This window comes from Pseudomonas sp. S3_B11, from assembly GCF_054667715.1.
This window is the reverse complement of record NZ_CP162749.1, coordinates 5,616,286-5,639,716: the sequence shown is the minus strand read 5'-3', so window position 1 is coordinate 5,639,716 and position 23,431 is coordinate 5,616,286. Positions and strand designations below refer to the sequence as shown.

Annotated in this window: 20 protein-coding genes and 1 pseudogene; 10 read left to right on the top strand and 11 right to left on the bottom strand. The window is 61.0% G+C overall.

The features are described from left to right. Positions 1-194 precede the first annotated feature (194 nt). Positions 195-2,156, top strand: coding sequence for a choline transporter BetT (gene betT / locus AB4O22_RS25300; RefSeq protein ID WP_223471196.1), 1,962 nt, complete (start codon positions 195-197; stop codon positions 2,154-2,156). Between the two features lie 115 nt (positions 2,157-2,271). Here betT and AB4O22_RS25295 read toward each other — a convergent pair whose 3' ends face one another. Next, on the bottom strand, positions 2,272-3,012 hold the full coding sequence (locus AB4O22_RS25295) for an SDR family oxidoreductase (RefSeq protein ID WP_223471152.1): 741 nt from the start codon (positions 3,010-3,012) through the stop codon (positions 2,272-2,274). Between the two features lie 116 nt (positions 3,013-3,128). Here AB4O22_RS25295 and AB4O22_RS25290 point away from each other — a divergent pair, with 116 nt between their 5' ends. Both AB4O22_RS25290 and mgrA read left to right on the top strand, forming a co-directional pair. Continuing rightward, positions 3,129-4,019 carry a LysR family transcriptional regulator gene (locus AB4O22_RS25290; RefSeq protein WP_003196673.1) on the top strand — a complete coding sequence of 297 codons (891 nt, stop codon included), beginning with the start codon at positions 3,129-3,131 and terminating at the stop codon, positions 4,017-4,019. A gap of 124 nt (positions 4,020-4,143) precedes the next feature. Further along, the gene (gene mgrA / locus AB4O22_RS25285; protein WP_223471151.1) at positions 4,144-5,181 is read left to right on the top strand and encodes an L-glyceraldehyde 3-phosphate reductase; all 1,038 of its coding nucleotides are present in this window, start codon (positions 4,144-4,146) and stop codon (positions 5,179-5,181) included. Positions 5,182-5,274: 93 nt separating this feature from the next. Here the strand turns inward: mgrA and tauD are convergent, their stop codons facing one another. The 7 genes from tauD to AB4O22_RS25250 form a co-directional block, all read right to left on the bottom strand. Further along, positions 5,275-6,117 (bottom strand): taurine dioxygenase, encoded by an 843-nt coding sequence (gene tauD / locus AB4O22_RS25280; protein ID WP_460097401.1) that lies wholly within the window; start codon positions 6,115-6,117, stop codon positions 5,275-5,277. A gap of 49 nt (positions 6,118-6,166) precedes the next feature. Further along, positions 6,167-7,006, bottom strand: a complete 840-nt coding sequence (gene tauC, locus AB4O22_RS25275) for a taurine ABC transporter permease TauC (RefSeq protein ID WP_003196679.1) — start codon at positions 7,004-7,006, stop codon at positions 6,167-6,169. Then, positions 7,003-7,797, bottom strand: coding sequence for a taurine ABC transporter ATP-binding subunit (gene tauB / locus AB4O22_RS25270; RefSeq protein WP_223471148.1), 795 nt, complete (start codon positions 7,795-7,797; stop codon positions 7,003-7,005). The genes tauC and tauB overlap by 4 nt, the downstream gene beginning before the upstream one ends. A gap of 21 nt (positions 7,798-7,818) precedes the next feature. Beyond that, positions 7,819-8,796: a taurine ABC transporter substrate-binding protein gene (tauA, locus tag AB4O22_RS25265; RefSeq protein ID WP_003196684.1), complete on the bottom strand. Its 978-nt coding sequence runs from the start codon at positions 8,794-8,796 to the stop codon at positions 7,819-7,821. A 485-nt stretch (positions 8,797-9,281) separates the two neighbouring features. Further along, complete coding sequence (gene gshA / locus AB4O22_RS25260; RefSeq protein ID WP_223471145.1) at positions 9,282-10,865, bottom strand: glutamate--cysteine ligase; 1,584 nt, start codon at positions 10,863-10,865, stop codon at positions 9,282-9,284. A 270-nt stretch (positions 10,866-11,135) separates the two neighbouring features. Beyond that, on the bottom strand, positions 11,136-11,519 hold the full coding sequence (locus tag AB4O22_RS25255) for a PaaI family thioesterase (RefSeq protein WP_003196688.1): 384 nt from the start codon (positions 11,517-11,519) through the stop codon (positions 11,136-11,138). Beyond that, positions 11,519-13,843 (bottom strand): Tex family protein, encoded by a 2,325-nt coding sequence (locus AB4O22_RS25250; protein WP_003196689.1) that lies wholly within the window; start codon positions 13,841-13,843, stop codon positions 11,519-11,521. The genes AB4O22_RS25255 and AB4O22_RS25250 overlap by 1 nt, the downstream gene beginning before the upstream one ends. Before the next feature lie 357 nt (positions 13,844-14,200). Here AB4O22_RS25250 and ompR point away from each other — a divergent pair, with 357 nt between their 5' ends. Together ompR and AB4O22_RS25240 are read left to right on the top strand one after the other, a co-directional pair. Then, positions 14,201-14,941, top strand: coding sequence for an osmolarity response regulator transcription factor OmpR (gene ompR / locus AB4O22_RS25245; protein ID WP_003196691.1), 741 nt, complete (start codon positions 14,201-14,203; stop codon positions 14,939-14,941). A 114-nt stretch (positions 14,942-15,055) separates the two neighbouring features. Beyond that, entirely contained in the window at positions 15,056-16,369 is a 1,314-nt protein-coding gene (locus AB4O22_RS25240; protein ID WP_003196694.1) for an ATP-binding protein, read from the top strand. Between the two features lie 137 nt (positions 16,370-16,506). On the opposite strand, the gene rimK is transcribed toward AB4O22_RS25240, so the two are convergent. Beyond that, positions 16,507-17,412: a 30S ribosomal protein S6--L-glutamate ligase gene (rimK, locus tag AB4O22_RS25235; RefSeq protein WP_003196697.1), complete on the bottom strand. Its 906-nt coding sequence runs from the start codon at positions 17,410-17,412 to the stop codon at positions 16,507-16,509. After that, positions 17,409-17,891: a retropepsin-like aspartic endopeptidase RimB gene (rimB, locus tag AB4O22_RS25230; RefSeq protein WP_003196699.1), complete on the bottom strand. Its 483-nt coding sequence runs from the start codon at positions 17,889-17,891 to the stop codon at positions 17,409-17,411. Before rimB ends, rimK begins: the two co-directional genes overlap by 4 nt. A gap of 214 nt (positions 17,892-18,105) precedes the next feature. Here rimB and AB4O22_RS25225 point away from each other — a divergent pair, with 214 nt between their 5' ends. From AB4O22_RS25225 to AB4O22_RS25215, 3 genes are all read left to right on the top strand, one after another. Next, the gene (locus AB4O22_RS25225; protein ID WP_460106037.1) at positions 18,106-18,531 is read left to right on the top strand and encodes an RNA-binding S4 domain-containing protein; all 426 of its coding nucleotides are present in this window, start codon (positions 18,106-18,108) and stop codon (positions 18,529-18,531) included. A 191-nt stretch (positions 18,532-18,722) separates the two neighbouring features. Continuing rightward, the gene (gene hslO, locus AB4O22_RS25220) at positions 18,723-19,625 is read left to right on the top strand and encodes an Hsp33 family molecular chaperone HslO (protein WP_223471141.1); all 903 of its coding nucleotides are present in this window, start codon (positions 18,723-18,725) and stop codon (positions 19,623-19,625) included. Positions 19,626-19,803: 178 nt separating this feature from the next. Beyond that, positions 19,804-21,348: a phosphoenolpyruvate carboxykinase gene (locus AB4O22_RS25215; protein ID WP_027911793.1), complete on the top strand. Its 1,545-nt coding sequence runs from the start codon at positions 19,804-19,806 to the stop codon at positions 21,346-21,348. Between the two features lie 77 nt (positions 21,349-21,425). On the opposite strand, the gene AB4O22_RS25210 is transcribed toward AB4O22_RS25215, so the two are convergent. After that, a complete protein-coding gene (locus AB4O22_RS25210; RefSeq protein WP_003196705.1) occupies positions 21,426-21,779 on the bottom strand; it encodes a DUF1493 family protein in 354 nt (117 codons plus the stop codon). Positions 21,780-21,967: 188 nt separating this feature from the next. On the opposite strand from AB4O22_RS25210, the pseudogene AB4O22_RS25205 reads away from it, so the two are divergent. Then, positions 21,968-23,166, top strand: a pseudogene (locus AB4O22_RS25205) (colicin E3/pyocin S6 family cytotoxin). Further along, entirely contained in the window at positions 23,163-23,390 is a 228-nt protein-coding gene (locus tag AB4O22_RS25200) for a hypothetical protein (RefSeq protein ID WP_003196709.1), read from the top strand. Before AB4O22_RS25205 ends, AB4O22_RS25200 begins: the two are co-directional and overlap by 4 nt. Positions 23,391-23,431: the final 41 nt, after the last annotated feature.

Genomic DNA, 23,431 nt, shown 5'->3' with positions numbered 1-23,431 from the left:
GAGCCCTGCGATTAGTCCTTAGCTAGCTATTTATGTTTAACTTGAACGTTCATTCAAGTTAAACCGTCGGTTTGCTGCCCGCTCACAACAGGAGGCTTGCCTTTGCCGAGTCCGTTTTCGACCACCCCGATTCTTTTTCCCGAGGTGCTTGTTTCATGAGTGCCTCGTCCCTTCCACCCAGCGGCCTGGTCCGCATGAACCCGCCGGTCTTTTACTTCGCCGCGACCTTTATCCTGCTGTTCGGCCTGGTGGTGATAGCCATGCCCGCGCAGGCCGGCGCATGGCTGCTGGCCGCGCAGAACTGGGCGGCCAATACAGTCGGCTGGTACTACATGCTGGCGATGACGCTGTATCTGGTCTTCGTGGTGGTCACCGCCTTGTCCGGCTACGGCAAGATCAAGCTCGGTGCCGACCACGACGAGCCCGAATTCAGTTATCTGTCCTGGGCCGGCATGTTGTTCGCCGCCGGCATCAGCATCACGCTGTTTTTCTTCTGCGTGTCCGAGCCGCTGACTCACATGGTCCAGCCGCCCCAGGGCGAGGCAGGCACCGCCGAAGCGGCGCGCCAGGCCATGCAGGTCCTGTTCTTGCACTGGGGGCTGCACGGCTGGGGCGTTTTCGCATTCGTCGGCATGGCCCTGGCGTACTTCGCCTACCGGCACAATTTGCCCCTGGCCCTGCGTTCGGCGTTGTACCCGCTGATCGGTAAGCGCATCAACGGCCCCATCGGCTACGCCGTGGACGGCTTCGGTATTATCGCCACGGTGTTCGGCCTCGGCGCCGACATGGGCTTTGGTGTGCTGCACCTCAATTCCGGGCTCGACTACCTGTTCGGCATCGCCCATACCCAGTGGATTCAGGTTGGCCTGATCGTACTGATGATGGGCGCGGCGATCATTGTGGCGGTGGCCGGTGTCGACAAGGGCGTGCGGGTCATGTCCGACATCAACATGCTCCTGGCCTGCGCGTTGTTGCTGTTCGTGCTGTTCGCCGGACCCACCCAGCATTTGCTCAACACCTTGATCCAGAACATCGGCGATTACCTCGGCGCCCTGCCGATGAAGAGTTTCGACCTGTACGCCTACAACGAACCTAGCGACTGGCTGGGCGGCTGGACGGTGTTCTACTGGGCCTGGTGGATCGCGTGGTCGCCGTTCGTGGGGCTGTTCATCGCACGGATTTCCCGTGGCCGCACCATCCGCGAATTCGTGTTTGGCGTGCTGCTGATTCCCCTGGGTTTCACCCTGGCGTGGATGTCGATCTTCGGCAACAGCGCCATCGACCAAGTGCTGAACCACGGCATGAGTGCCCTTGGCATGTCGGCCTTGGAAAACCCATCGATGAGCCTTTACCTGCTGCTGGAAACCTACCCCTGGAGCAAGACGGTCATCGCGGTCACCGTGTTCATCAGTTTCGTGTTCTTCGTCACGTCCGCCGACTCAGGCACCGTGGTGCTGTCGACGTTGTCGGCCAAGGGCGGCAACCCCGACGAGGACGGGCCGAAATGGCTGCGGGTGTTCTGGGGCGCGATGACGGCCCTGGTGACCAGCGCGTTGCTGTTCTCCGGCAGCATCGATGCCTTGAAGTCGGCGGTGGTGCTGACGTCCTTGCCGTTCTCGTTGATTCTGCTGCTGATGATGTGGGGCCTGCACAAGGCGTTCTACCTGGAGTCCCAGAAGCAGATCGCGCAATTGCACTCCCTGGCGCCGGTGTCGGGTTCACGTCGGGGCACGGGCGGCTGGCGCCAGCGCTTGAGCCAGGCGGTGCATTTTCCGTCCCGTGATGAGGTGTACCGTTTCCTCGACACGACGGTGCGCCCGGCCATTGAAGAAGTGACCGCGGTGTTCGTCGAGAAGGGCCTGACAGTGGTGGCCCAGCCCGACCCGGCCAATGACAACGTCAGCCTGGAGATCGGTCACGGTGAGCAGCATCCGTTCATCTACCAGGTGCAGATGCGCGGCTACTTCACGCCGTCCTTCGCCCGCGGCGGCATGGGCTCCAAGGAACTCAACAACCGTCGTTACTACCGTGCCGAGGTGCACCTGAGCGAAGGCAGCCAGGATTACGACCTGGTGGGCTACACCAAGGAGCAAGTCATCAACGACATCCTCGACCAGTACGAGCGGCACCTGCAGTTCCTGCATTTGGTGCGCTGACTCATCTGCACCGACCTCATCGCGAGCAAGCTCGCTCCCACAAGGGAATCACTTGACCCCTGTGGGAGCGAGCTTGCTCGCGATGGCGGTTTAGCTGGCGATGCAGGAAAAAGCCTCAGACTAGTCCGCCATTGGCCCGCAGGATCTGTCCATTCACCCATCCAGCGGCCGGGCTCACCAGGAACGCGATGATGCTGGCAATGTCTTGCGGCTGGCCGAGGCGTTCCAGGGGCGGCATCTTGGCGTAGTGCTGCACCTGTTCCTCACTTTTGCCGTGCATGAACAGTTCGGTGGCGACCGGGCCGGGGGCCACGGCATTGACCGTGATCTGCCGACCGCGCAGTTCCTTGGCGAACACCTGGGTCAGGGATTCCACTGCGGCCTTGCTGGCGATGTACACCGAGTAGCCGGGCAGGTTCAGGCCCACGGTGCTGCTGGAAAAGTTCACGATCCGGCCACCGTCGTTCAGACGGGTCGCGGCTTCGCGCAGGGTATTGAAGGTGCCACGGGTGTTGATGGCGAACGTCTGGTCGAATAACTCGTCGCTGTGCTGCGCCAGGGGCATCACCTGGAGGATGCCGGCGTTGTTGATCAATACATCGACCTTGCCCAATTGCGCTTCGGTTTCATCGAACATCCTGCGGACATCGGCGGCAGAGGACACGTCTGCCTTCACCGCTATGGCTTGGTGGCCGGCCTGGCGCAGTTGCACCACCAACTTGGACGCCTCGCTGGCGCTGTTGGCGTAGTTGATGACGACGGCGAAACCTTCGCTGGCAAGTTGCTTGGCGATTTCGGCGCCGATGCCGCGGGAAGCACCGGTGATGATCGCAATTTTGGACGTTTGAGTCGGCATGCTTGAGTCCTCTTGAAGTGGGTGAAGCCAGGTTCACATGTTTACTCTCGGCGATAAATGCCCGAAAGTTGCCTTGACTGTTCAACAATCACTAACAATAAAGGCGCCGGATTCAGATGGATCAAGTCAAAGCGATGAAGGTGTTCGTGCGCATCTACGAGCGAAGCAGTTTCACCCTGGCGGCTGAAGACTTGAACATGCCACGGGCCACGCTGACCCATACCCTCAATCAATTCGAAGCCTGGCTGGGCGTTCGCTTGTTGGAGCGCAGCACTCGCAAGGTGCGCCCGACCCTCGATGGCGAAGCCTATTACCCACGCTGCGTGCAATTGCTGGCGGAACTTGAAGAAGCCGAACTGGCGTTTCGCGGCGTGGCGCCCAAAGGCAAGTTGAGGGTGGACTTGCACGGAACCCAGGCACGGTATTTCGTGATTCCGGCGTTGCCACAATTCATGGCCCGCTATCCCGAAATAGAACTGTTCATCAGCGAGGCCGATCGTTTCGTCGATCTGATTGCCGAAGGCGTCGATTGCGTGCTGCGCTCCGGTGAGTTGGCGGATTCATCATTGATCGGCCGGCGTGTCGCCAATCTTCGACAGATCACCTGCGCCAGTCCCGGTTACTTGCGCCAGTACGGCGAGCCGAAGTGCCTCGATGATTTGAAACATCACAAGGCGGTGAATTACGTCTCGCGGACCACCGCCAAACTGTATCCGTTTGAGTTCATGGTCGATGGCGAGCTCAAGGAGGTCCCGATCGGGGGCTCGCTGTCGGTGTCCGGCGCCGAAATATATGCCGCCTCGGCCATCGCCGGCCTGGGCCTGATCCAATGCCCGCATTACCGGATGGAAGAGCCGATCCGGCAGGGCCTGATGCAGGAAGTCCTCACCGCCACCCCACCACCGTCCATGCCGGTGTCGGTGCTCTATCCGCACAACCGACTCATGTCGCCGCGGGTTCGTGTATTCGTGGATTGGGTGGCGGAGGTGTTTGCGCAGGCGCGTTAGTGTGGTCTCCGACTTCCTGGCACTGCAAGCCCGCTCCCACACCTGATATGCGAACTTTCAGCCTGACCGATGCGTCTGTGAAGTGTTAGCTTCTGCCACCAGCGTCCGAACAGAGAGCCTTTCGATGACCTACACCGCTGCGCAAAACCGCTACGAGTCCATTCCTTACCGCCGCGTCGGTCGCAGCGGGCTGGTGCTGCCGGCGCTGTCGCTGGGGTTGTGGCACAACTTTGGCGACAGTACGCCCATCGATACCCAGCGCGCCTTGCTGCGTACGGCGTTTGACCTGGGCATCAACCACTTCGACCTGGCAAACAACTATGGTCCGCCCTACGGCAGCGCCGAGATCAATTTCGGCCGGTTGCTGCGCGAAGATTTCAAGCAGTACCGCGATGAATTGATCATCTCCAGCAAGGCTGGTTGGGACATGTGGCCGGGCCCATACGGCCAGGGTGGTGGCTCGCGTAAATACGTGCTCGCCAGCCTCGACCAAAGCCTGCAACGCCTGGGGCTGGACTATGTGGATATCTTCTATTCCCACCGCTTCGACCCCGACACCCCACTGGAAGAAACCGCCAGCGCACTGGCCACTGCCGTTCAGCAGGGCAAGGCGTTGTACATCGGCATTTCCTCGTATTCCGGGGTGAAGACCCGGGAAATGGCGGCGCTGCTCAAAGAGTGGAAAGTCCCGCTGCTGATTCACCAGCCGGCCTACAACCTGCTCAACCGCTGGGTGGAGAAAGACCTGCTGGACGCCACCGACGAACTGGGTACCGGTGTGATCGCTTTCACGCCACTGGCCCAGGGCTTGTTGACCGACAAGTACCTCAAGGGTATTCCGGCCGATGCGCGGGTGAACCGTCCGGGCGGCGGCTCGTTGCAGGCTTCGCATCTGTCGGAGGAAAACATCGCCCATGTACGCGCCCTCAATGAGATCGCCCAGCGGCGCGGCCAGAGCCTGGCGCAAATGGCCCTGGCCTGGACCCTGCGCGATCCCCGCGTGACCAGCGCGTTGATCGGCGCCAGCCGGCCGGAGCAGATCATCGAGAACGTCGGGGCGTTGAAGAACCTGAGCTTCAGTGCTGAAGAACTGGCGCAGATCGATCAGTTTGCCCTGGAGGGCGGGATCAATCTTTGGGAGAAGCCTTCGTCGGCTGAGTAACGAATCGGCTGATCTGCAATGATCAGTTGAATACACCATCCTGTGGCGCGGGCATAAATCCCCTCGCCACAGGAGCAATTCAGACTCGATGCCTCACCTGAAAAACGGTACATCCCCCAACACCGTCGCCCGGTGCATCATCCGGCGGGCGGGGCGGTAGTCATCCACGGCGAAGTGCTGGGTGACGCGGTTGTCCCAGAACGCCACGTCGTTGACCTGCCAGCGCCAGCGCAGGGTGAACTCCGGGCGGGTGGCGTGGGCAAAGAGCAGTTTCAGGATCACCTCGCTTTCGGTTGCCGACAGCTCGTTGATCCGTGTCGTGAAGCCTTCATTGACGAACAGCGACCGTCGCCCGCTCACCGGATGAGTGCGGATCACCGGATGGGACAGCGGTGGGTTTTTTCGCCGTGCCTCTTCCCAGCGCGCCAGGTCTTCGGCGGTGTTGCCAAAGCGTTCCAATGGAAAGGACCGGATGAAATCGTGGGTCGCTGTCAGGCCTTCCAGCAAGCGTTTCAATGGGGCTGACAGAGCTTCGTAGGCCGCGATGCCGCTGGCCCACAACGTGTCGCCGCCAAACGCCGGCAGTAGCTTGGCGCTGAGCACCGCGCCCATGGCCGGCGTCGGGAGAAAGGTCACGTCGGTGTGCCACACTGCGTTGTCGCGAACATCGGTGACGGCGGTGTCGAGCACCAGTACTTCCGGCTGTTCCGGTATGTTGGGGTAGATCGGGTGAATGTGCAGGTCGCCAAAATGCGCGGCGAAACGCGCTTGTTGCTCCGGTTCGATTGGCTGGTCGCGAAAGAACAACACCTGATGTTCAAGCAAAGCCTGCTCGATGGCCTCGCGATGTTCCGGGCTCAGCGGCTGGCTGATATCGATCCCACTGATCTGCGCGCCGAGGGCAGTGCTCAATGGCGTAATGGTTGGGCGGTTCATCGCAATGTTCTCGGTCTGGGCGCCGAATGGTCGGCGTGGTCATTGGGTATCAATGGGCCTGGCCGTGCCACGGCACCAGTTTGCGTTGCAGGGCGCGCAGGCCCATTTCCATGGCGAAGGCGATCAATGCGATCACCAGGATCCCCAGTACCACCACGTCGGTGACCAGGAACTGCGCGGCTGACTGCACCATGAACCCCAGGCCGCTGGTGGCGGCGATCAGCTCGGCGGCCACCAGCGTCGACCAACCCACGCCCAGGCCAATGCGAATGCCGGTGAGGATGTCCGGCAAGGCACTGGGCACGATCACGTGGCGAATCAACTGGGCCCGCGTGGCGCCCAACGATTGCGCAGCGCGTAGCTTGGCCCGGTCGACAGTGCGCACACCGGTGGCGGTGGCGATGGCAATCGGGGCGAAAATCGCCAGGTAGATCAGCAGCACTTTCGACAACTCGCCGATGCCGCACCAGATCACGATCAATGGCAGGTACGCCAGCGGCGGAATCGGCCGGTAGAACTCGATCAACGGATCGAGCACGCCGCGCGCGATGCGGTTGGCGCCAATGGCGATGCCCACCGGCACCGCCGTCAGCACCGCGAACAGCAGGCCCAGGCCGATTCGTTCAAGGCTGGCGGCCAGGTGCTGCCAGAGGGTCGAGTCCATGTAGCCGCTGGTCGCCAGCAGCCAACCTTTTTGCAGCACTGCAGACGGCGAGGGCAGGAACAGCGGTTCGATCAGGCCGCTCGCGGTGACGGCCCACCAGACCGCCAGCAGGGCGATCAGGGTCAAGCCGCTGATCCAGCGTGTACTCAGGCTGGGCCTTGAGTCGTTGGTCGCGCGCCTGCTCGTAGTTTCACTGACGACGGCTGGAATTTCGTAGCTGCTCATGCGCGCTCCTGTGGTCGAGTGGCGCTGCGTTGGGCGAACACCTTGGCGAGCACATGCTCGCGGGTTTCGATAAAGCGCGGGTCGGATTTGATCGACCGCGCCGATTCCCCGGCCCCGTAGCGTTGGCCGAAATCCAGGCTCAGGCGCTCGACGATCTGCCCCGGGTTAGGTGCCAACAGAATCAAGTCGGTGGCGAGGAACACGGCTTCTTCAATGTCATGGGTGATCAGGAACACCGGCTTGGCGGTGCGCTGCCAGACCTGCAGCAACAGTTCCTGCATCTGTTCGCGGGTGAAGGCGTCCAGCGCACCGAAAGGTTCGTCCATCAACAGCACGCGTGGGTCGGCCGCCAGCGCCCGGGCCAGGCCGACGCGTTGCTTCTGGCCGCCGGAAAGCTGCCAGACACGACGTTGCTCGAAACCGGCCAGGTCAACCAGGGCAAGCATTTCCCGGGCCCGGGCTTCGCGCTTTTGCTTGCCGACCCCAGCCAGTTCCAGGCCGAACCCAACGTTTGCCAGCACGTCCTGCCAAGGCAGCAGTGCATCGTCCTGGAACACCACGCCGCGCTCGGCGCTCGGACCCTTGACCGGCGTGCCGTCGAGGGTGATCTGCCCGGCGCAGGGCTCGACGAACCCGGCAATCAGGTTCAACAACGATGTCTTGCCACTGCCGGACGGGCCGAGGGCAACCAGCAATTGCTGGGGCCCCAGGGTCAGGGAAATATCCGCCAGCACCGGTTCCGCGGCGCCGGGGTACTGTGCGCTGATGCGCTCCAGCTGTAGCAAGGCCATCGCGTGTCTCCCTTTTCCTGCTCAACGAGTGATGTATTTGGCGCTGACGTAAGGCGCGTAGTCCGGCAGCACGGCTTCGACCTTGCCTTGCTCCTTGAGGAACGCTGCGGTGTCGGTGATGGCTTGGGTGGTCGGTGCGCCGAGGCTCACGACCTGATCGGCCGCCAGCGGAAAGACGTTGCCTTGCAGCAACAGCGGGATATCGCTGGCCTTGGCGCCGGAGAGCTTCACCAGTTTGTCGACGTTGGACGTATCGGCCAGCCAGGCTTGTGGGTCCTTGCGGTACTGGGCGTAGGCATCCAGGGTCACTTTGGCGAAGGCGGTGACAATTTCAGGATGCTTCTGGGCGAAGTCCTTGCGCACTATCCAGGCGTCGAAGGTCGGGGCGCCGAACTTGGCCAGTTCCGCGGAGGTGATCAGGACCTTGCCGTTTTCCTTGGCCACGCCCAGGGCCGGGTCCCAGACGTAGGTGGCGTCGATGTCGCCGCGCTTCCAGGCGGCAATGATGGCCGGTGGCGCCAGGTTGAGTACGGTGACTTTCGACGGGTCGATATTCCAGTGCTTCAACGCGGCGAGCAGGCTGTAGTGCCCGGTGGACACGAATGGCACGGCGATTTTCTTGCCGATCAGGTCTTGCGGGGAGTTGATGCCCGAACCGTCACGAACCACCAAGGCTTCGGCGGCGCCGATCTGGGTGGCGATGAGGAAGGTTTCCACCGGGACCTTGCGGGTGATGGCTGCGGTCAACGGACTGGAGCCGAGGTAGCCGATCTGCACGTCGCCCGAGGCGATGGCGGTGATGACATCGGCGCCGTTGTCGAACTTGCGCCAGTCGATCTTGGCCTGGGTGGCTTTTTCGTAGGCACCATCGGCCTGGGCGACTTTGGCCGGGTCGACGGTGGTCTGGTAAGCGACGGTCAGGTCGGCCGCCTGGGCAAAAAGACTCGTTGCAGCCAGGGAAGCGGCCGCGAGAAGGCGAAGGGGGAAACTCAAAGACATGGGAAAGCTCCTCAACAGGCCGCCGGATGTTCGGCGTTGGAGGAGACTAAATGATCTAAGAATTGGAAAATAAATAACTTTTTCGAATTAGCTTATTTTCGAAAAAATTCTATTGAGAACGGCTTGAAGCTCTTGTGGCGAGGGAGTCCCCGCCACGTCTTCGACGCTACGCTGTCGCGCAGGGAACTAGAGCGACGTCCACGAGATATCTGTTTTTGATCGTTCCCACGTTCTGCGTGGGAATGCATCCCGTGACGCTCTGCGTCACACTCCAGAAGCGGAACGCGGAGCGTCCCTGGCGACATTCCCATGCAGGAGCGTGGGAACGATCGATATATATTTTCAGCTTTAAAAATCACATGGTTGCAATTTGTTCCATGAGAGCTTGCTCCCGCTCGGCTGCGTAGCAGCCGTGAAATGGGCCTGCTGCGCAGTCCAGCGGGAGCAAGCTCCCTCGCCACAATAGCGTCCTCGTCAAAGAGGGATCAGTTACTGATCGCCAGGATGCTCGCCTGATACGAACCCACGAACACGTCGAAATCCCCCACCTCGTTCTGCTCCAGCTCAGTTTGCTGAACCAGGGATTCTCGGGCGGTTTCCTCGAATGCAGTCTGTTCCTGGGCGGGCAAAGGCTCGGCGCGGAAGAACTCGGCGTGGGCCTTGCTTTGGCGCAAGGAGAACTGGGCAAAGCCTTCCTGATGTTCGGCCATGGCGGCCAGCACCTGGGCGGAGGGCGTCAGGGACGGGTCGCGGACTTTCGCCAATTGCGCGTCCAGCGCCTGGCGGTGGGCATCGCCACCTTGACTCTGGTCGAGCAGCGAGGCCAACGGTGCGATTTTTTCCAGCAATTCGACGGCCCAGGCCTGCATGTCCACCGATTGACCCTGGCGCTGCAATTGCAGGCCAGGCTTGCGGCCTTCCTTGACCACGGTAAGGAAGTTGCTCGTGGCGTTGCCGCATTCGTTGTTTTCCAGCTGCGGGCTGTCATTGAGGCCGCAATACAGCAGGAACGCATCGAGGAACCGCGACTCGGTGAGATCGATGCCCATCGGCAGGAACGGGTTGATGTCCAGGCAACGCACTTCGACGTACTGGATACCCCGGGCCATCAAGGCCTGGATCGGCCGCTCGCCGGTGTAGGTCACGCGTTTGGGGCGGATGTTGGAGTAGTACTCGTTTTCGATCTGCAGGATGTTGGTGTTGAGCTGCACCCACTCGCCGTTCTGGTGAGTGCCGACCTCGACGTACGGCGCATAAGGCGTCGCCACCGCTTTGCGCAGGCTGTCGGTGTAGCTGGCCAGGTCGTTGTAGCAAGGCGTGAGGCCGGCCTGGGCGTTGCTCTGGTAACCCAGGTCGCTCATGCGCAGGCTGGTGGCGTAGGGCAGGTACAGGGTGTCCGGGTCCAGTTGTTCCAACTGGTGCGGGCGACCGCGCAGGAAACCGGCGTCCAGGGCCGGCGAGGCACCGAACAGGTACATCAGCAACCAGCTGTAGCGGCGGAAATTGCGGATCAGCGCGATGTAGGCCGACGACTGGAAATCACGGTCGCTGGCCTCGACGCCTTCGGCCTGCCGGAGCAGGGGCCAGAGCTTTTCCGGCAGGGAAAAGTTGTAGTGGATCCCGGCAATGCATTGCATGGTCTTGCCGTAGCGCAGGGCCAGCCCCTTGCGATAGACGTACTTGAGCCGACCGATGTTCGAGGTGCCGTAATACGCGATCGGGATGTCCTCTTCCGCCGGCAGTGGGCACGGCATCGAAGGGCTCCACAGGTACTCGTCACCCAGTTTGCTGTAGGCGAACCGGTGGATCTTGTCGAGGCTGCGCAGGGTATCGGCCGGGTTGGCCAGGGCTGGCGTGATGAACTCCAGCAGCGACTCGGAATAGTCGGTAGTGATCTGTTCGTTGGTCAACGCCGAACCCAGGGCCTTGGGATGCGGGGTCTGCGCCAAGTGCCCATCGCCGGTGACGCGCAGGCATTCACGCTCGATGCCGTGCAGGCACTGTTCGAGCAGGGAGAGGTTGGCGCGCTCGCCGAGCAGGGCCAGGCGGCGGTTTAAAAGGTCGCTCAAGTTGAATTCCTTCACGCGTCAGTCGCCCCAATATGGGGGTGGGCAAGACGGTCTACAAGGGTGAAGTTAAAACTGGCGTTTTCGCCTGGTTTTCATGCTGCCAAAGACAATCATCACACCCCCTGTGGGAGCGAGCCTGCTCGCGATAGCGGTCTGTCAGTCAACTTTTATATTGACTGGTCCACCGCTATCGCGAGCAGGCTCGCTCCCACAAGGGGTTTCGGCGCGGCATTCATGGCGTCGAAATTAACTCAAATCGATGACAGGGAGCTATAGGACAGCGAACGTGCCTTGCGCTTTTGCGACCAGTTTGTCGCCTTGCATCACCTCGGCCTCGACCACCAGCGTGCGCCGACCGGGGTGGATGACCCGAGCGGTGCACAACACGTCGCCGTCGGACACTGCGCGAATGTAGTTGATCTTGCATTCGATGGTCGCGCTCTGCTGGTCAAAGCCATGGACACTGGAGCAGGCCAGTCCCATGGCGATGTCCACCAGGCTGAACAGCGCGCCGCCGTGCAGCTTGCCGCCGCGATTGCGCAGCGGCGGCTCAAGGCTCAGGGCGACTTGCGCCACCCCGTCCCCAAGGCTGTGCAGACGGCAGCCGAGCAGCTTGAAAAACGCGCTCTCCACCAACTCGGCTGGCACGTCCATCAGCGTTTCTTCAACTGCTTGGCGTTGGCGAACAACGAGGCCATGGCGTTGTTCGCCGGGGCCGCGGTGGCGGTTTCCTTGCGTGGCGCGGTGTTTTGCGACTGGCGTGGCGTCGAGCCGGGACGCGCACCACGGGCACCGTCGACTTTCTCGCCCGGTGTGTCGCTCATGCGCATCGACAGGCCGACGCGTTTGCGCGGGATGTCGACTTCCATGACCTTCACTTTCACCACATCACCGGCTTTCACCGCTTCGCGCGGGTCCTTGATGAACTTCTCGGACAAGGCCGAGATATGCACCAGACCGTCCTGGTGCACGCCGATGTCGACGAAGGCACCGAAGTTGGTGACGTTGGTCACCACGCCTTCGAGGATCATGCCCGGCTGCAGGTCCTTTAGGTCTTCGACGCCGTCCTGGAACTCGGCGGTCTTGAACTCGGGGCGCGGGTCGCGGCCCGGTTTCTCCAGTTCCTGGAGGATGTCGGTGACGGTGGGCAGGCCGAAGGTTTCGTCGGTGAATTTCTTCGGATCCAGGCGCTTGAGGAACCCGGCGTCACCGATCAGCGAACGGATGTCGCGGTCGGTCTGGGCGGCGATGCGTTGCACCAGCGGGTAGGCTTCAGGGTGGACGGCGGAGGAGTCCAGCGGGTTATCGCCGTTCATCACCCGCAGGAAGCCGGCGGCCTGTTCGAAGGTCTTTTCACCCAGGCGCGGGACTTTCTTCAACGCGGCGCGGGTCTTGAACGCGCCGTGTTCGTCACGGTGGGTGACGATGTTCTGCGCCAGGGTGGCGTTCAGGCCGGAGATACGTGCCAACAGCGCCACCGAAGCGGTGTTCACGTCAACGCCCACGGCGTTCACGCAATCCTCCACCACCGCGTCCAGGCCGCGCGCCAGTTTCAACTGGGAAACATCGTGCTGGTACTGGCCGACACCGATGGATTTCGGGTCGATCTTCACCAGTTCCGCCAGTGGATCCTGCAGGCGACGGGCGATGGACACCGCGCCTCGGATCGACACGTCCAGGTCCGGGAATTCCTTGGAGGCCAGTTCCGACGCCGAGTAAACCGAAGCACCTGCCTCGGAAACCATGACCTTGGTCATCTTCATGGCTGGGTATTTCTTGATCAACTCGGCAGCCAGCTTGTCGGTCTCGCGGCTGGCGGTGCCGTTGCCGATGGCGATCAGGTCCACCGAATGCTTGGCGCACAGGGCGGCGAGCACGGCGAGGGTCTGGTCCCACTTGTTGTGCGGCACGTGCGGGTAGACCGTGGCGTGGTCCAGCAGCTTGCCGGTGGAATCCACCACGGCCACCTTGCAACCGGTGCGCAGGCCCGGGTCCAGGCCCAGGGTGGCGCGTGGGCCGGCCGGTGCGGCCAGCAGCAGGTCATGCAGGTTGTGGGCGAATACGTTGATCGCCTCGGTCTCGGCGTTATCGCGCAACTCGCCCAGCAGGTCGGTTTCCAGGTGGGTGTAGAGCTTGACCTTCCAGGTCCAGCGCACCACCTCGGCCAGCCATTTGTCGGCGGCGCGATTCTGGTTCTGGATGCCGAACTGCTGGCCGATCATGCCTTCGCATGGGTGCATGGTGCCGGGCAATTCTTCACCGACTTTCAGTGCGGAGCTGAGGATGCCTTCGTTGCGACCACGGAAAATCGCCAGGGCGCGGTGGGACGGCATGCTCTTGAGCGGTTCGTCGTGTTCGAAGTAGTCGCGGAACTTCGCGCCTTCCTCTTCCTTGCCGGCGATCACCCGGGCGCTGAGGGTAGCTTCCTGCTTGAGATAGCTACGCAGTTTTTCCAGCAGGTTGGCGTCTTCGGCGAAACGCTCCATGAGGATGTACTTGGCGCCTTCCAGCGCCGCTTTTACATCCGCCACGCCTTTTTCGGCATCGACGAAGCGCGCGGCTTCGGCTTCCGGGGCCAGGGTCGGATCGTTGAACAGGCCGTCGGCCAGCTCGCCGAGGCCGGCTTCCAGGGCGATCTGGCCCTTGGTGCGGCGCTTTTGCTTGTAGGGCAGGTACAAGTCTTCGAGGCGGGTCTTGGTGTCGGCCAGCTTGATGTCGCGCTCAAGTTGCGGGGTCAGCTTGCCCTGCTCCTGGATGCTGGCCAGGATGCTGATGCGCCGTTCGTCGAGTTCTCGCAGGTAGCGCAGGCGTTCTTCCAGATGCCGCAATTGGGTGTCATCGAGGCTGCCGGTCACTTCTTTCCGGTAACGGGCGATGAAAGGCACCGTGGAGCCTTCATCGAGTAGCGCGACGGCCGCTTCGACCTGTTGTGGGCGTACACCGAGTTCCTCGGCGATGCGGCTGTTGATGCTGTCCATAAAACCACCTGACAAATTGTGAAATCAGGCTCGCCGCCGCAGAAGCAGGGCTCGGCGAGACTGGTTGAGCGGCCTGGCATGCGCCGCTGCCTGGGTCAAAAGGCTGCCTGTTGACCCGCGAAATTCAAAAAGTGCTGCCTGGCCAAGGGGAAAAAAATGGCACGCCGGGTCACGATCCGGCATTCCCTGGCACAAAAGGCCGCGCATTATAACCAGCGTTCCGTCCTGAGGGGGGGACATGGTCTGTAGGCTTGATACCCGGATTTGTGGTGATGGAGGAAAAATCTGCTAACAATGCACACGGTGCGTATAACGGCAGCTAGGCCATAATGCGCGCCGAGATCAAAGGAGCTTCCTATGAGCAGCACTGCACAAACTGCTGAAGGCGAAAAAATTCTTATTGTTGACGACGATCCGGGGCTGAGCAGCTTGCTGGAACGCTTTTTCGTCAGCAAGGGCTACCGCGCCCGCACCGTACCGAACACCGAGCAAATGGATCGACTGCTGGCCCGTGAAGTTTTCAACCTGGTGGTGCTCGACCTGATGCTGCCTGGTGAAGACGGCCTGACAGCTTGCCGCCGCCTGCGCGGCGCCAACAACCAGATCCCGATCATCATGCTCACCGCCAAGGGCGACGAGTTGAGCCGTATCAAGGGCCTGGAACTGGGCGCCGACGATTACCTGGCCAAACCGTTCAACCCCGACGAGCTGATGGCCCGCGTCAAGGCGGTGCTGCGTCGTCAGTCGGCACCGGTACCTGGCGCGCCGGGCAGCGAAGATGAAAGCGTGACCTTCGGCGACTATGAGCTGTCCCTGGCCACTCGCGAGCTCAAGCGCGGCGATGAGGTCCACATGCTCACCACCGGCGAGTTCGCCGTGCTCAAGGCCTTGGTGATGAACGCCCGCCAGCCGCTGACCCGGGACAAACTGATGAACCTGGCCCGTGGTCGTGAATGGGATGCGCTGGAGCGCTCCATCGACGTGCAGATTTCCCGTCTGCGCCGGATGATCGAACCCGATCCTTCCAAGCCGCGGTATATCCAGACCGTCTGGGGCGTGGGGTACGTGTTCGTACCGGATGGCGCCGCCAGCAAGTGATCGGCGATTTGTAGGAGCGGGTGGCCTGGCCGGTTGAAAGGTCTTCTTCCAGGCGACTCGCGGTCTGTCATTGTGCGAGCATCGCTCGCTCCTGCAAGTGTGTAGCGGTTATTCATGAAAACCCCCGTTTGGTTCCCCCAGAGTTTCTTCTCCCGCACCCTCTGGCTGGTGCTGATCGTCGTGCTCTTCTCCAAGGCACTGACGCTTGTGTACCTGCTGATGAACGAAGACGTTCTCGTGGACCGGCAGTACAGTCACGGTGTTGCCTTGACCCTGCGGGCTTACTGGGCGGCGGACGAAACCAACCGGGCGAAAATTGCCGAGGCGGCGACGCTGATCCGCGTTGTCGGTGCCGGCGTGCCGGAGGGCGAGCAGCACTGGCCCTACAGTGAGATCTATCAACGCCAGATGCAGGCCGAACTGGGTGCCGATACCGAGGTGCGATTGCGCATGCACTCGCCGCCGGCGCTGTGGGTGCGAGCCCCGAGCCTGGGGGATGGCTGGCTGAAAGTGCCGTTGTACCCGCATCCGCTGCGCGGCCAGAAAATCTGGAACGTGCTCGGCTGGTTCCTGGCCATCGGCCTGCTGTCGACGGCGTCGGCGTGGATCTTCGTCAGCCAGCTCAACCAACCTTTGAAGCGTCTGGTCTACGCTGCCCGTCAATTGGGCCAGGGGCGCAGCGTGCGGCTGCCCATCAGCGATACACCCAGCGAGATGACCGAGGTCTACCGTGCCTTCAATCAGATGGCCGAGGATGTCGAACAGGCCGGGCGCGAGCGTGAGTTGATGCTCGCTGGTGTCTCCCATGACCTGCGCACGCCGCTGACCCGGCTGCGGTTGTCGCTGGAGTTGATGGGCGAGCACACCGACCTGACCGACGAGATGGTCCGCGACATCGAGGACATGGACGCGATTCTCGACCAGTTCCTGGCGTTCATTCGCGACGGTCGTGACGAGTCTGTGGAAGAGGTGGACCTAAGTGAATTGGTGCGGGAGGTGGCCGCGCCCTATAACCAGAACGATGAGAAAGTGCACCTGCGCCTGGAGCCGATCCAGCCGTTCCCGTTGCGCCGGGTGTCGATGAAGCGTTTGCTGAACAACCTGATCGGCAATGCGCTGAACCATGCTGGCACCGGCGTTGAAGTCGCGGCTTATGTCTCCGGTGACACCAGCGCGCCTTACGTGGTGCTGAGCGTCATGGACCGTGGCGCCGGCATCGATCCTTCTGAGCTGGAAGCCATTTTCAACCCCTTCACTCGCGGCGACCGCGCCCGGGGCGGGAAGGGCACGGGGCTGGGCCTGGCTATCGTCAAGCGCATCGCTTCGATGCACGGCGGCAACGTCGAACTGCGAAATCGTGTCGGTGGCGGGCTGGAAGCTCGGGTGCGCTTGCCATTGGGCTTGATGCTGCCTCGGGATGCGGTGTAGCGGTCTTCGTTTGGCTGATACCTGTGGAAGGACCTGTGGGAGCGAGCTTGCTCGCGATGGCGATATACCAGTCACATCGATGCTGACAGACACACCGCTATCGCGAGCAAGCTCGCCCCCACATTTGTTGTTCTGCGTCAGCCCTTGCCCTTGGTCCGGGTCATGTTCGGCCCGCCATTCTTTTCCAAATGCTCGATGATGATCCCGGCCACGTTCTTGCTCGTGGTGGTTTCGATCCCTTCCAGGCCTGGCGAGGAGTTGACTTCCATCACCAGCGGTCCGTGGTTGGAGCGCAGGATGTCCACGCCCGCCACGGCCAGGCCCATGACTTTCGCGGCCCGCAGGGCGGTCATGCGTTCTTCCGGGGTGATCTTGATCAGGCTGGCACTGCCGCCGCGGTGCAGGTTGGAGCGGAACTCTCCGGGCTTGGCCTGGCGTTTCATCGAGGCAATCACCTTGTCGCCGACGACGAAGCAGCGAATGTCCGCGCCACCGGCTTCCTTGATGTACTCCTGGACCATGATGTTCTGCTTAAGGCCCATGAACGCCTCGATCACCGATTCCGCCGCCGTCGCGGTTTCACACAAGACCACGCCGATGCCCTGGGTGCCTTCCAGCACCTTGATCACCAGCGGTGCGCCGTTGACCATCGCAATCAGGTCGGGAATGTCGTCGGGGGAGTGGGCAAAACCGGTTACCGGCAGGCCGATCCCGCGCCGTGACAACAACTGCAGCGAGCGCAGCTTGTCCCGGGAGCGGGCGATGGCCACCGACTCGTTGAGGGGAAACACCCCCATCATTTCGAACTGACGCAACACGGCGCAGCCATAGAACGTCACCGATGCGCCGATGCGCGGGATCACCGCATCGAACCCTTCCAGCGGCTTGCCACGGTAATGGATCTGCGGCTTGTGGCTGGCGATGTTCATGTAGGCGCGCAGGGTATCGATCACCACCATTTCATGGCCTCGTTCGGTCCCGGCTTCAACCAGACGACGAGTGGAATACAGACGCGGATTACGCGACAGCACAGCGATCTTCATGCAACACCTGTGGCAGAGGTAGTGGACACCGGGAATGCCGGCTTGTCTTGAACGTATTTGATACCCGGATTGACCACCAGTTGGCCGTCGATCAAGGCTTTGGAACCCAGTAACAGGCGGTATCGCATGGACTTGCGGCAAGCAAGTGTGAACTCGACCCGCCAGATCCGATCACCCAGTGCCAACGTGGTGCTGATCACGTAGCGGACCTGAGCGTGGCCGTTGGAGCTTTTTATTGTCTTGCGGGCCACCAGCGGGGCTTCGCAGCGGCGGTGGCGCAATTGCACGACCGTACCGAGGTGCGCAGTGAAGCGCACCCACTTTTCGCCATCGCGCTCGAATGGCTCGATGTCGGTGGCATGCAGGCTGGAGGTGCTGGCGCCGGTGTCGATTTTTGCCCGCAGGCCCACGACTCCCAGATCCGGGAGCGCCACCCACTCGCGCAGACCGACAACGGTCAAATGGTCAAAAGTCTTCAATAAAAAAACCTGCGATCAGTACATCGGATCGTGGACTCCGCGAATCGCGGTATTCACGCAGAATAATCACAAAATGGCGACAGTTATCTACGCGCTTGTTTGTGCTTGTAACCGATTTCGAGCCAAGCCATGCATGTGGAGGCGATCTGGCGGGCATTCTATCCGTCGGGCCGGATTCGTGCGCCCGACAAAAACGGTAGTACAGTTCCGGCTATTGGCAGAAAAGAGGAATGGCAGTGGCACAAAAAAGGAAGAGGACGACAAGGTCCGTCTCGATAAATGGTTGTGGGCGGCGCGATTCTACAAGACGCGGGCGCTGGCCAAGACCGCCATCGAAAGCGGCAAGGTTCATCACCGCGGAGAACGTTGCAAGCCGGGAAAAGAGCCACGCGTTGGCGATGAATTTGTCATCCGCACCGGCTTCGATGAAAAGACTGTGGTGGTCGAAGCCTTGTCGATCGTACGTCGCGGCGCCCCTGAAGCCCAGGCGCTGTATCGCGAAACCGAAGCCAGCGTCGCCAAGCGTGAAACCGCCGCCGCGCAACGCAAGGCCGGCGCCCTGGGGGTCAGCACCGACGGCAAGCCGAGCAAGAAGCAACGCCGGGACCTGTTCAAGTTTCATGGCAGCAATAGCGAATAAAGTACTGGCCATTTGAAGTCAGAGTACCCGTGACGAGGGAGCAAGCTCCCTCGCCACAATGTGTCAGCCTACACATTCAGATGAGGTGTCAGCACCTTCCGGCCAGGCAAACCCAAGCCTTGCTTGGAACCCACCCTGAATGCCCATAAAATGCCCGCCATCATTTGTCATCACCTCAGATACCAGACCCTATGACTGATTTACCGGATACCGACTACACCCAACGTTTCATCTTCGATGACAGCGACGCCCGTGGCGAACTGGTGGCGTTGGAGCGTAGCTACGCCGAAGTCCTCGCCAAGCACGCCTATCCGGAGCCGGTCGCACAACTGCTCGGCGAGCTGATGGCGGCTGCGGCGTTGTTGGTGGGCACCTTGAAGTTCGATGGCTTGCTGATTCTCCAGGCGCGTTCCGATGGTCCGGTACCGTTGCTGATGATCGAGTGCTCCAGTGAGCGCGAAATCCGTGGCCTGGCCCGTTATGACGCCGAGCAGATCGGGCCTGACGCAACGCTGGCCGATATGATGCCCAATGGCGTGCTGGCCCTCACGGTCGATCCGACCCAAGGCCAGCGTTACCAGGGAATTGTCGATCTGGACGGGGCAACCCTGGCCGATTGCTTCACCAACTACTTCGTCATGTCCCAGCAGACCAATACCCGCTTCTGGCTCTACGCCGACGGGCGGCGTGCCCGCGGTTTGCTGCTGCAACAACTGCCTGCCGATCGCCTTCGCGACGCGGAAGAACGTGATGCCAGTTGGCAGCACATCAACGCTCTGGCCAGCACCTTGAGCGCCGATGAGCTGTTGAGCCTGGACAACGAAACCGTGCTGCATCGCCTCTATCACGAGGAGCAGGTACGCTTGTTCGATGGACAGCCGTTGCGCTTCCAATGCAGTTGCTCTCGTGAACGTTCCGCCAATGCGCTGGTCAGTCTGGGTCTGGAAGATGCGCAGCAACTGGTGATCGAGCATGGCGGTGCCATCGAGATCGATTGCCAGTTTTGCAACGAGCGCTACCTGTTCGACGCGGCGGACATCGCGCAATTGTTCGCCGGTGCGGGTGTCGACACACCGTCAGATACTCGTCACTAAAACGATTCAGCGCAGGTAAATCTCCTGGCAAACGCCGGATTTACGCCGTACTGACGGGAGGGCCCTACTCTTTTTGGGGTTTTCTGGCATAATCCGGCCCACTTTTTTCGGGTAGTAGTGCGCGACTTCCTACTACAAAACGTTTGGAGCACTCGGCCACGGGCCGACGGGGAATCTCATGACGCAAGCCAATAACGCCGTGTACACCGATCTGAGTGTCGATGATCTGGTCAAAGAAGCCCTGAATCGCGGTGAAGGCGAGCTTGCCGATACTGGCGCGCTGGTTGTTCGTACCGGTCATCGTACCGGTCGCTCGCCAGTCGACCGTTTCATCGTGGAAGAGCCAACCACCCAGGACGCCATCGCCTGGGGCCCGATCAACCGCAAGTTCCCGGCCGACAAGTTCGATGCCCTGTGGAACCGCGTCGAAGCTTACCTGGGCGAGCGCGAGCGTTTCGTATCCCACGTGCATGTAGGCTCCGATCCTGCGCACTACCTGCCAGTCAAGATGACCACCGAGACCGCGTGGCACAACCTGTTTGGCCGTTGCCTGTTCATCAACCCCGAGCAATACAACGCCGGCGGCAAGGATGAATGGCAGATCATCAACGCGCCGAACTTCGTCTGCGAGCCTGAGCGCGACGGCACCAACTCCGACGGCACCGTGATCATCAACTTCGCGGCCAAGAAAGTGCTGATCGCCGGTATGCGCTACGCCGGTGAAATGAAGAAAGCCCTGTTCTCCGTGCAGAACTTCCTGCTGCCGGCCGTTGACGTGCTGCCGATGCACTGTGCCGCGAACATGGGCGAAGAGGGCGATGTGACCCTGTTCTTCGGTCTGTCGGGCACTGGCAAGACCACCCTGTCCGCTGACGAGAGCCGTTATCTGATCGGTGACGACGAGCACGGCTGGGGCGTGGGTGTGGTCTTCAACATCGAAGGCGGCTGCTACGCCAAGTGCATCGACCTGTCCGAGAAGAACGAGCCAGTTATCTGGAAAGCCATCCAGCACGGCGCCGTACTGGAAAACGTCGTCCTGGACCCGGTCACCAAGAAAGCCGACTACGCCGACGACAGCCTGACCCAGAACAGCCGCGCCGCTTACCCGCGTGAGCTGATCGAAAAACGCGCACCGAAAAACCTCGGTGGCGAGCCAAACGCCGTGATCTTCCTGACCTGCGACCTGACCGGTGTACTGCCGCCTGTGTCGATCCTCAGCGAAGAACAAGCCGCCTACCACTTCCTGTCCGGCTACACCGCACTGGTGGGCTCGACTGAAATGGGTTCCGGCAGCGGCATCAAGTCGACCTTCTCCACCTGCTTCGGTGCCCCGTTCTTCCCGCGTCCGGCTGGTGAATACGCTGAGCTGCTGATCAAGCGCATCCGCGGTTTCGGCTCCAAGGTCTACCTGGTCAATACCGGCTGGACCGGCGGCGGCTACGGCGTCGGCAAGCGTTTCAATATCCCGACCACCCGTGCGGTGATCGCAGCGATCCAGAGCGGCGCGCTGATCGGTGCTGAAACCGAACACCTGGACATCATCAACCTGGACGTGCCGCTGGCTGTTCCAGGCGTCGAGACTGGCCTGTTGAACCCACGCAACACCTGGGCCGACAAAGCTGCCTACGACGAAGCGGCCAAGGCATTGGCCGGTCTGTTCACCGAGAACTTCAAGAAGTTCGACGTGAGCGACGCGATCAAGGCGGCGGGTCCGCAGCTGTAAGGCTTGGTTAGCGAATAAAAAAGCCGCCCTTCATGGGCGGTTTTTTTATGGGCGACTATTTGAGGCGCCCCGATCAGCTAGGCCTCTTCCACTTCCCGCGTATCCCATCGTTGCGCCTTGATCGCCTTGTAGAGCATGCCGATGGTCAGTGGCGTCTTGTTCCCACGGCCCTTGGCCCTGCGCTTTTGAAACACATCAAATCCTTCAGGCTGAAAATAGCGGTAGGCGTCGTAGTCGATGAGCTCGATGGCGAACCGTTCTTCCAAGGCCTCCATCAGATGCCGGGCATCCGCGCCATCACAACCCAGGTCGAGATTGATCGCGGTGTCCAGGCGGATCGTCTTGCGTTCAGGCAGGCCGATCTCTTCGTGGAGCAGTTCCATGAGCTGGCGCATGGCGTGATCGTCGGGGAAGTCTGGGGCGAGGTACATGTCGAGGTTCCGGGAGGTTGGCGTGCGTCCGTCTGAAGGGAAAGTTTAGGGGGAAATCGTTGCCCGTTGGAAAAGAAGAAAGATCTCACAGCAGTCTCGGAACCGTCTGCTGAGTAAACCTTTAGTCGCCCGGTAAGGTTCGCTACGCCCTTTAAATGGGGGCAATGGCGATCGAGCAAGGACGAAGCATGACGAAAGGAAAGGCCAGTGTCCCGCAGGTCTGGGAGCATTACGGTGGTGATCGGGGCTACAGGATCCTGCGGGATATGGCCCCCAGCGAACTGGCAAGAAGAGATGCCGATCAACACGCCTATGAGGCCATGCTCGCCAGGCAGACGGCGTACATGAACGAGCGTCTGGCCCAGGTCCGAGAAGCATCACTTCCGACGTGAAGGGCTGTGTATTTGCCAAGTCCTGCAAGCTGCCTGATTCGGTGATCGACTACCACAACCCGAGCGGCTACATCCCGACTGAAGCCCTGAGGGAGTACGGCCAATTTACCTTGTTGGGTGGCCGTCAAGCTGACGAGTCAGGGCGAATTCAGCTTAAGAGTATCAGTGGGTCGTTGCCGACAAGCTTCGGCACGTTTGCCTTGGGTAGGGCGATGCCGGTCTCCCTTGGTGCTGCTGCCGCGGTCAGCGCTCCTGTGGCGGCGGGTGTGCTGATCGGCCTGGTCGGATTGCTGATGCCCACGAACCTGGGTGACGGCTCGTTGTACACCGAAGAGCAACTGCGCTCCCTGGAGCAGGCTCGCACCCGGGTTCGGTTGCATGTCGAAACCCAGGTCGATGGAACACTCAAGGGATACGGCTACAACACCCAGACGCGACGTGACTGGGAAATGATTCCCGTCGTGACGTTACAGGCTCGCGGCGATCAGCAAGTGGCGGACTTTGGCGATGGGGTCGAATTGATCTGGACGCCTGCGGTCGATCCATCCGCCACGCTGGGCATCCCGGCATTGGAGGCCGCGCCACAGGCCCCGCACATCTGGATTTTCCCACCGACGCCTGCGGCGGACAGCATCATCGTCAACCCGATTTATCCGCCGGAGTACAAGGATTTCATTCTTGTATTTCCGGCGGATTCTGGGGTTTCGCCGTTGTATATCGTGCTCAGCATTTCTGATCACAAATATCACCCGACCCCGAAAGGTGTAATTCCTGCTTTTCCTGATCTTGTTCGCGGTCGGTCAAAAACTCCCGTACAAGGAGGTGGAGGATTACGTCCACGTTGGCACGACCGGAAAGGCAATATTTATGAATGGGACCGGCAGCATGGCGCCCTTGAAAAGTACAACCCGCGTGGAAACCATTTGGGTGAGTTCAATCACATCACGGGCGAACAGACCAAAAAAGCGGATAAGACAAGGAAGGTAGAGCCATGAGTTTTGGGGTGTTGGGTTTTTATCCTGGTAAGGATGAGCTGGTATTTGAGCAGAGCATCAGCTTGTCGGTGGAGGACTTGAAGCCCGTGATGCAATGGGCAGGTAGTAATGATCATATTGGTGCGGACTTCAGGCTTTCAGCAAAGCAAGTGCTTGAAATCGAGCGGTTGGCATCATTGGTTCTTCCTCAAGGACTGGATCTTTATTTAACGTCTTATGACTGAACACCAAGCTCAAACTGTCAGCTATCAAACGTCTCCGCGCG

Coding starts and splice junctions, on each gene's coding strand:
- betT (WP_223471196.1), top strand. CDS start 195: ATGAACCCGCCGGTCTTTTACTTCGCCGCGACCTTTATCCTGCTGTTC.
- AB4O22_RS25295 (WP_223471152.1), bottom strand. CDS start 3,012: ATGCCGACTCAAACGTCCAAAATTGCGATCATCACCGGTGCTTCCCGC.
- AB4O22_RS25290 (WP_003196673.1), top strand. CDS start 3,129: ATGGATCAAGTCAAAGCGATGAAGGTGTTCGTGCGCATCTACGAGCGA.
- mgrA (WP_223471151.1), top strand. CDS start 4,144: ATGACCTACACCGCTGCGCAAAACCGCTACGAGTCCATTCCTTACCGC.
- tauD (WP_460097401.1), bottom strand. CDS start 6,117: ATGAACCGCCCAACCATTACGCCATTGAGCACTGCCCTCGGCGCGCAG.
- tauC (WP_003196679.1), bottom strand. CDS start 7,006: ATGAGCAGCTACGAAATTCCAGCCGTCGTCAGTGAAACTACGAGCAGG.
- tauB (WP_223471148.1), bottom strand. CDS start 7,797: ATGGCCTTGCTACAGCTGGAGCGCATCAGCGCACAGTACCCCGGCGCC.
- tauA (WP_003196684.1), bottom strand. CDS start 8,796: ATGTCTTTGAGTTTCCCCCTTCGCCTTCTCGCGGCCGCTTCCCTGGCT.
- AB4O22_RS25255 (WP_003196688.1), bottom strand. CDS start 11,519: ATGGACGTGCCAGCCGAGTTGGTGGAGAGCGCGTTTTTCAAGCTGCTC.
- AB4O22_RS25250 (WP_003196689.1), bottom strand. CDS start 13,843: ATGGACAGCATCAACAGCCGCATCGCCGAGGAACTCGGTGTACGCCCA.
- ompR (WP_003196691.1), top strand. CDS start 14,201: ATGAGCAGCACTGCACAAACTGCTGAAGGCGAAAAAATTCTTATTGTT.
- AB4O22_RS25240 (WP_003196694.1), top strand. CDS start 15,056: ATGAAAACCCCCGTTTGGTTCCCCCAGAGTTTCTTCTCCCGCACCCTC.
- rimK (WP_003196697.1), bottom strand. CDS start 17,412: ATGAAGATCGCTGTGCTGTCGCGTAATCCGCGTCTGTATTCCACTCGT.
- hslO (WP_223471141.1), top strand. CDS start 18,723: ATGACTGATTTACCGGATACCGACTACACCCAACGTTTCATCTTCGAT.
- AB4O22_RS25215 (WP_027911793.1), top strand. CDS start 19,804: ATGACGCAAGCCAATAACGCCGTGTACACCGATCTGAGTGTCGATGAT.
- AB4O22_RS25210 (WP_003196705.1), bottom strand. CDS start 21,779: ATGTACCTCGCCCCAGACTTCCCCGACGATCACGCCATGCGCCAGCTC.
- AB4O22_RS25200 (WP_003196709.1), top strand. CDS start 23,163: ATGAGTTTTGGGGTGTTGGGTTTTTATCCTGGTAAGGATGAGCTGGTA.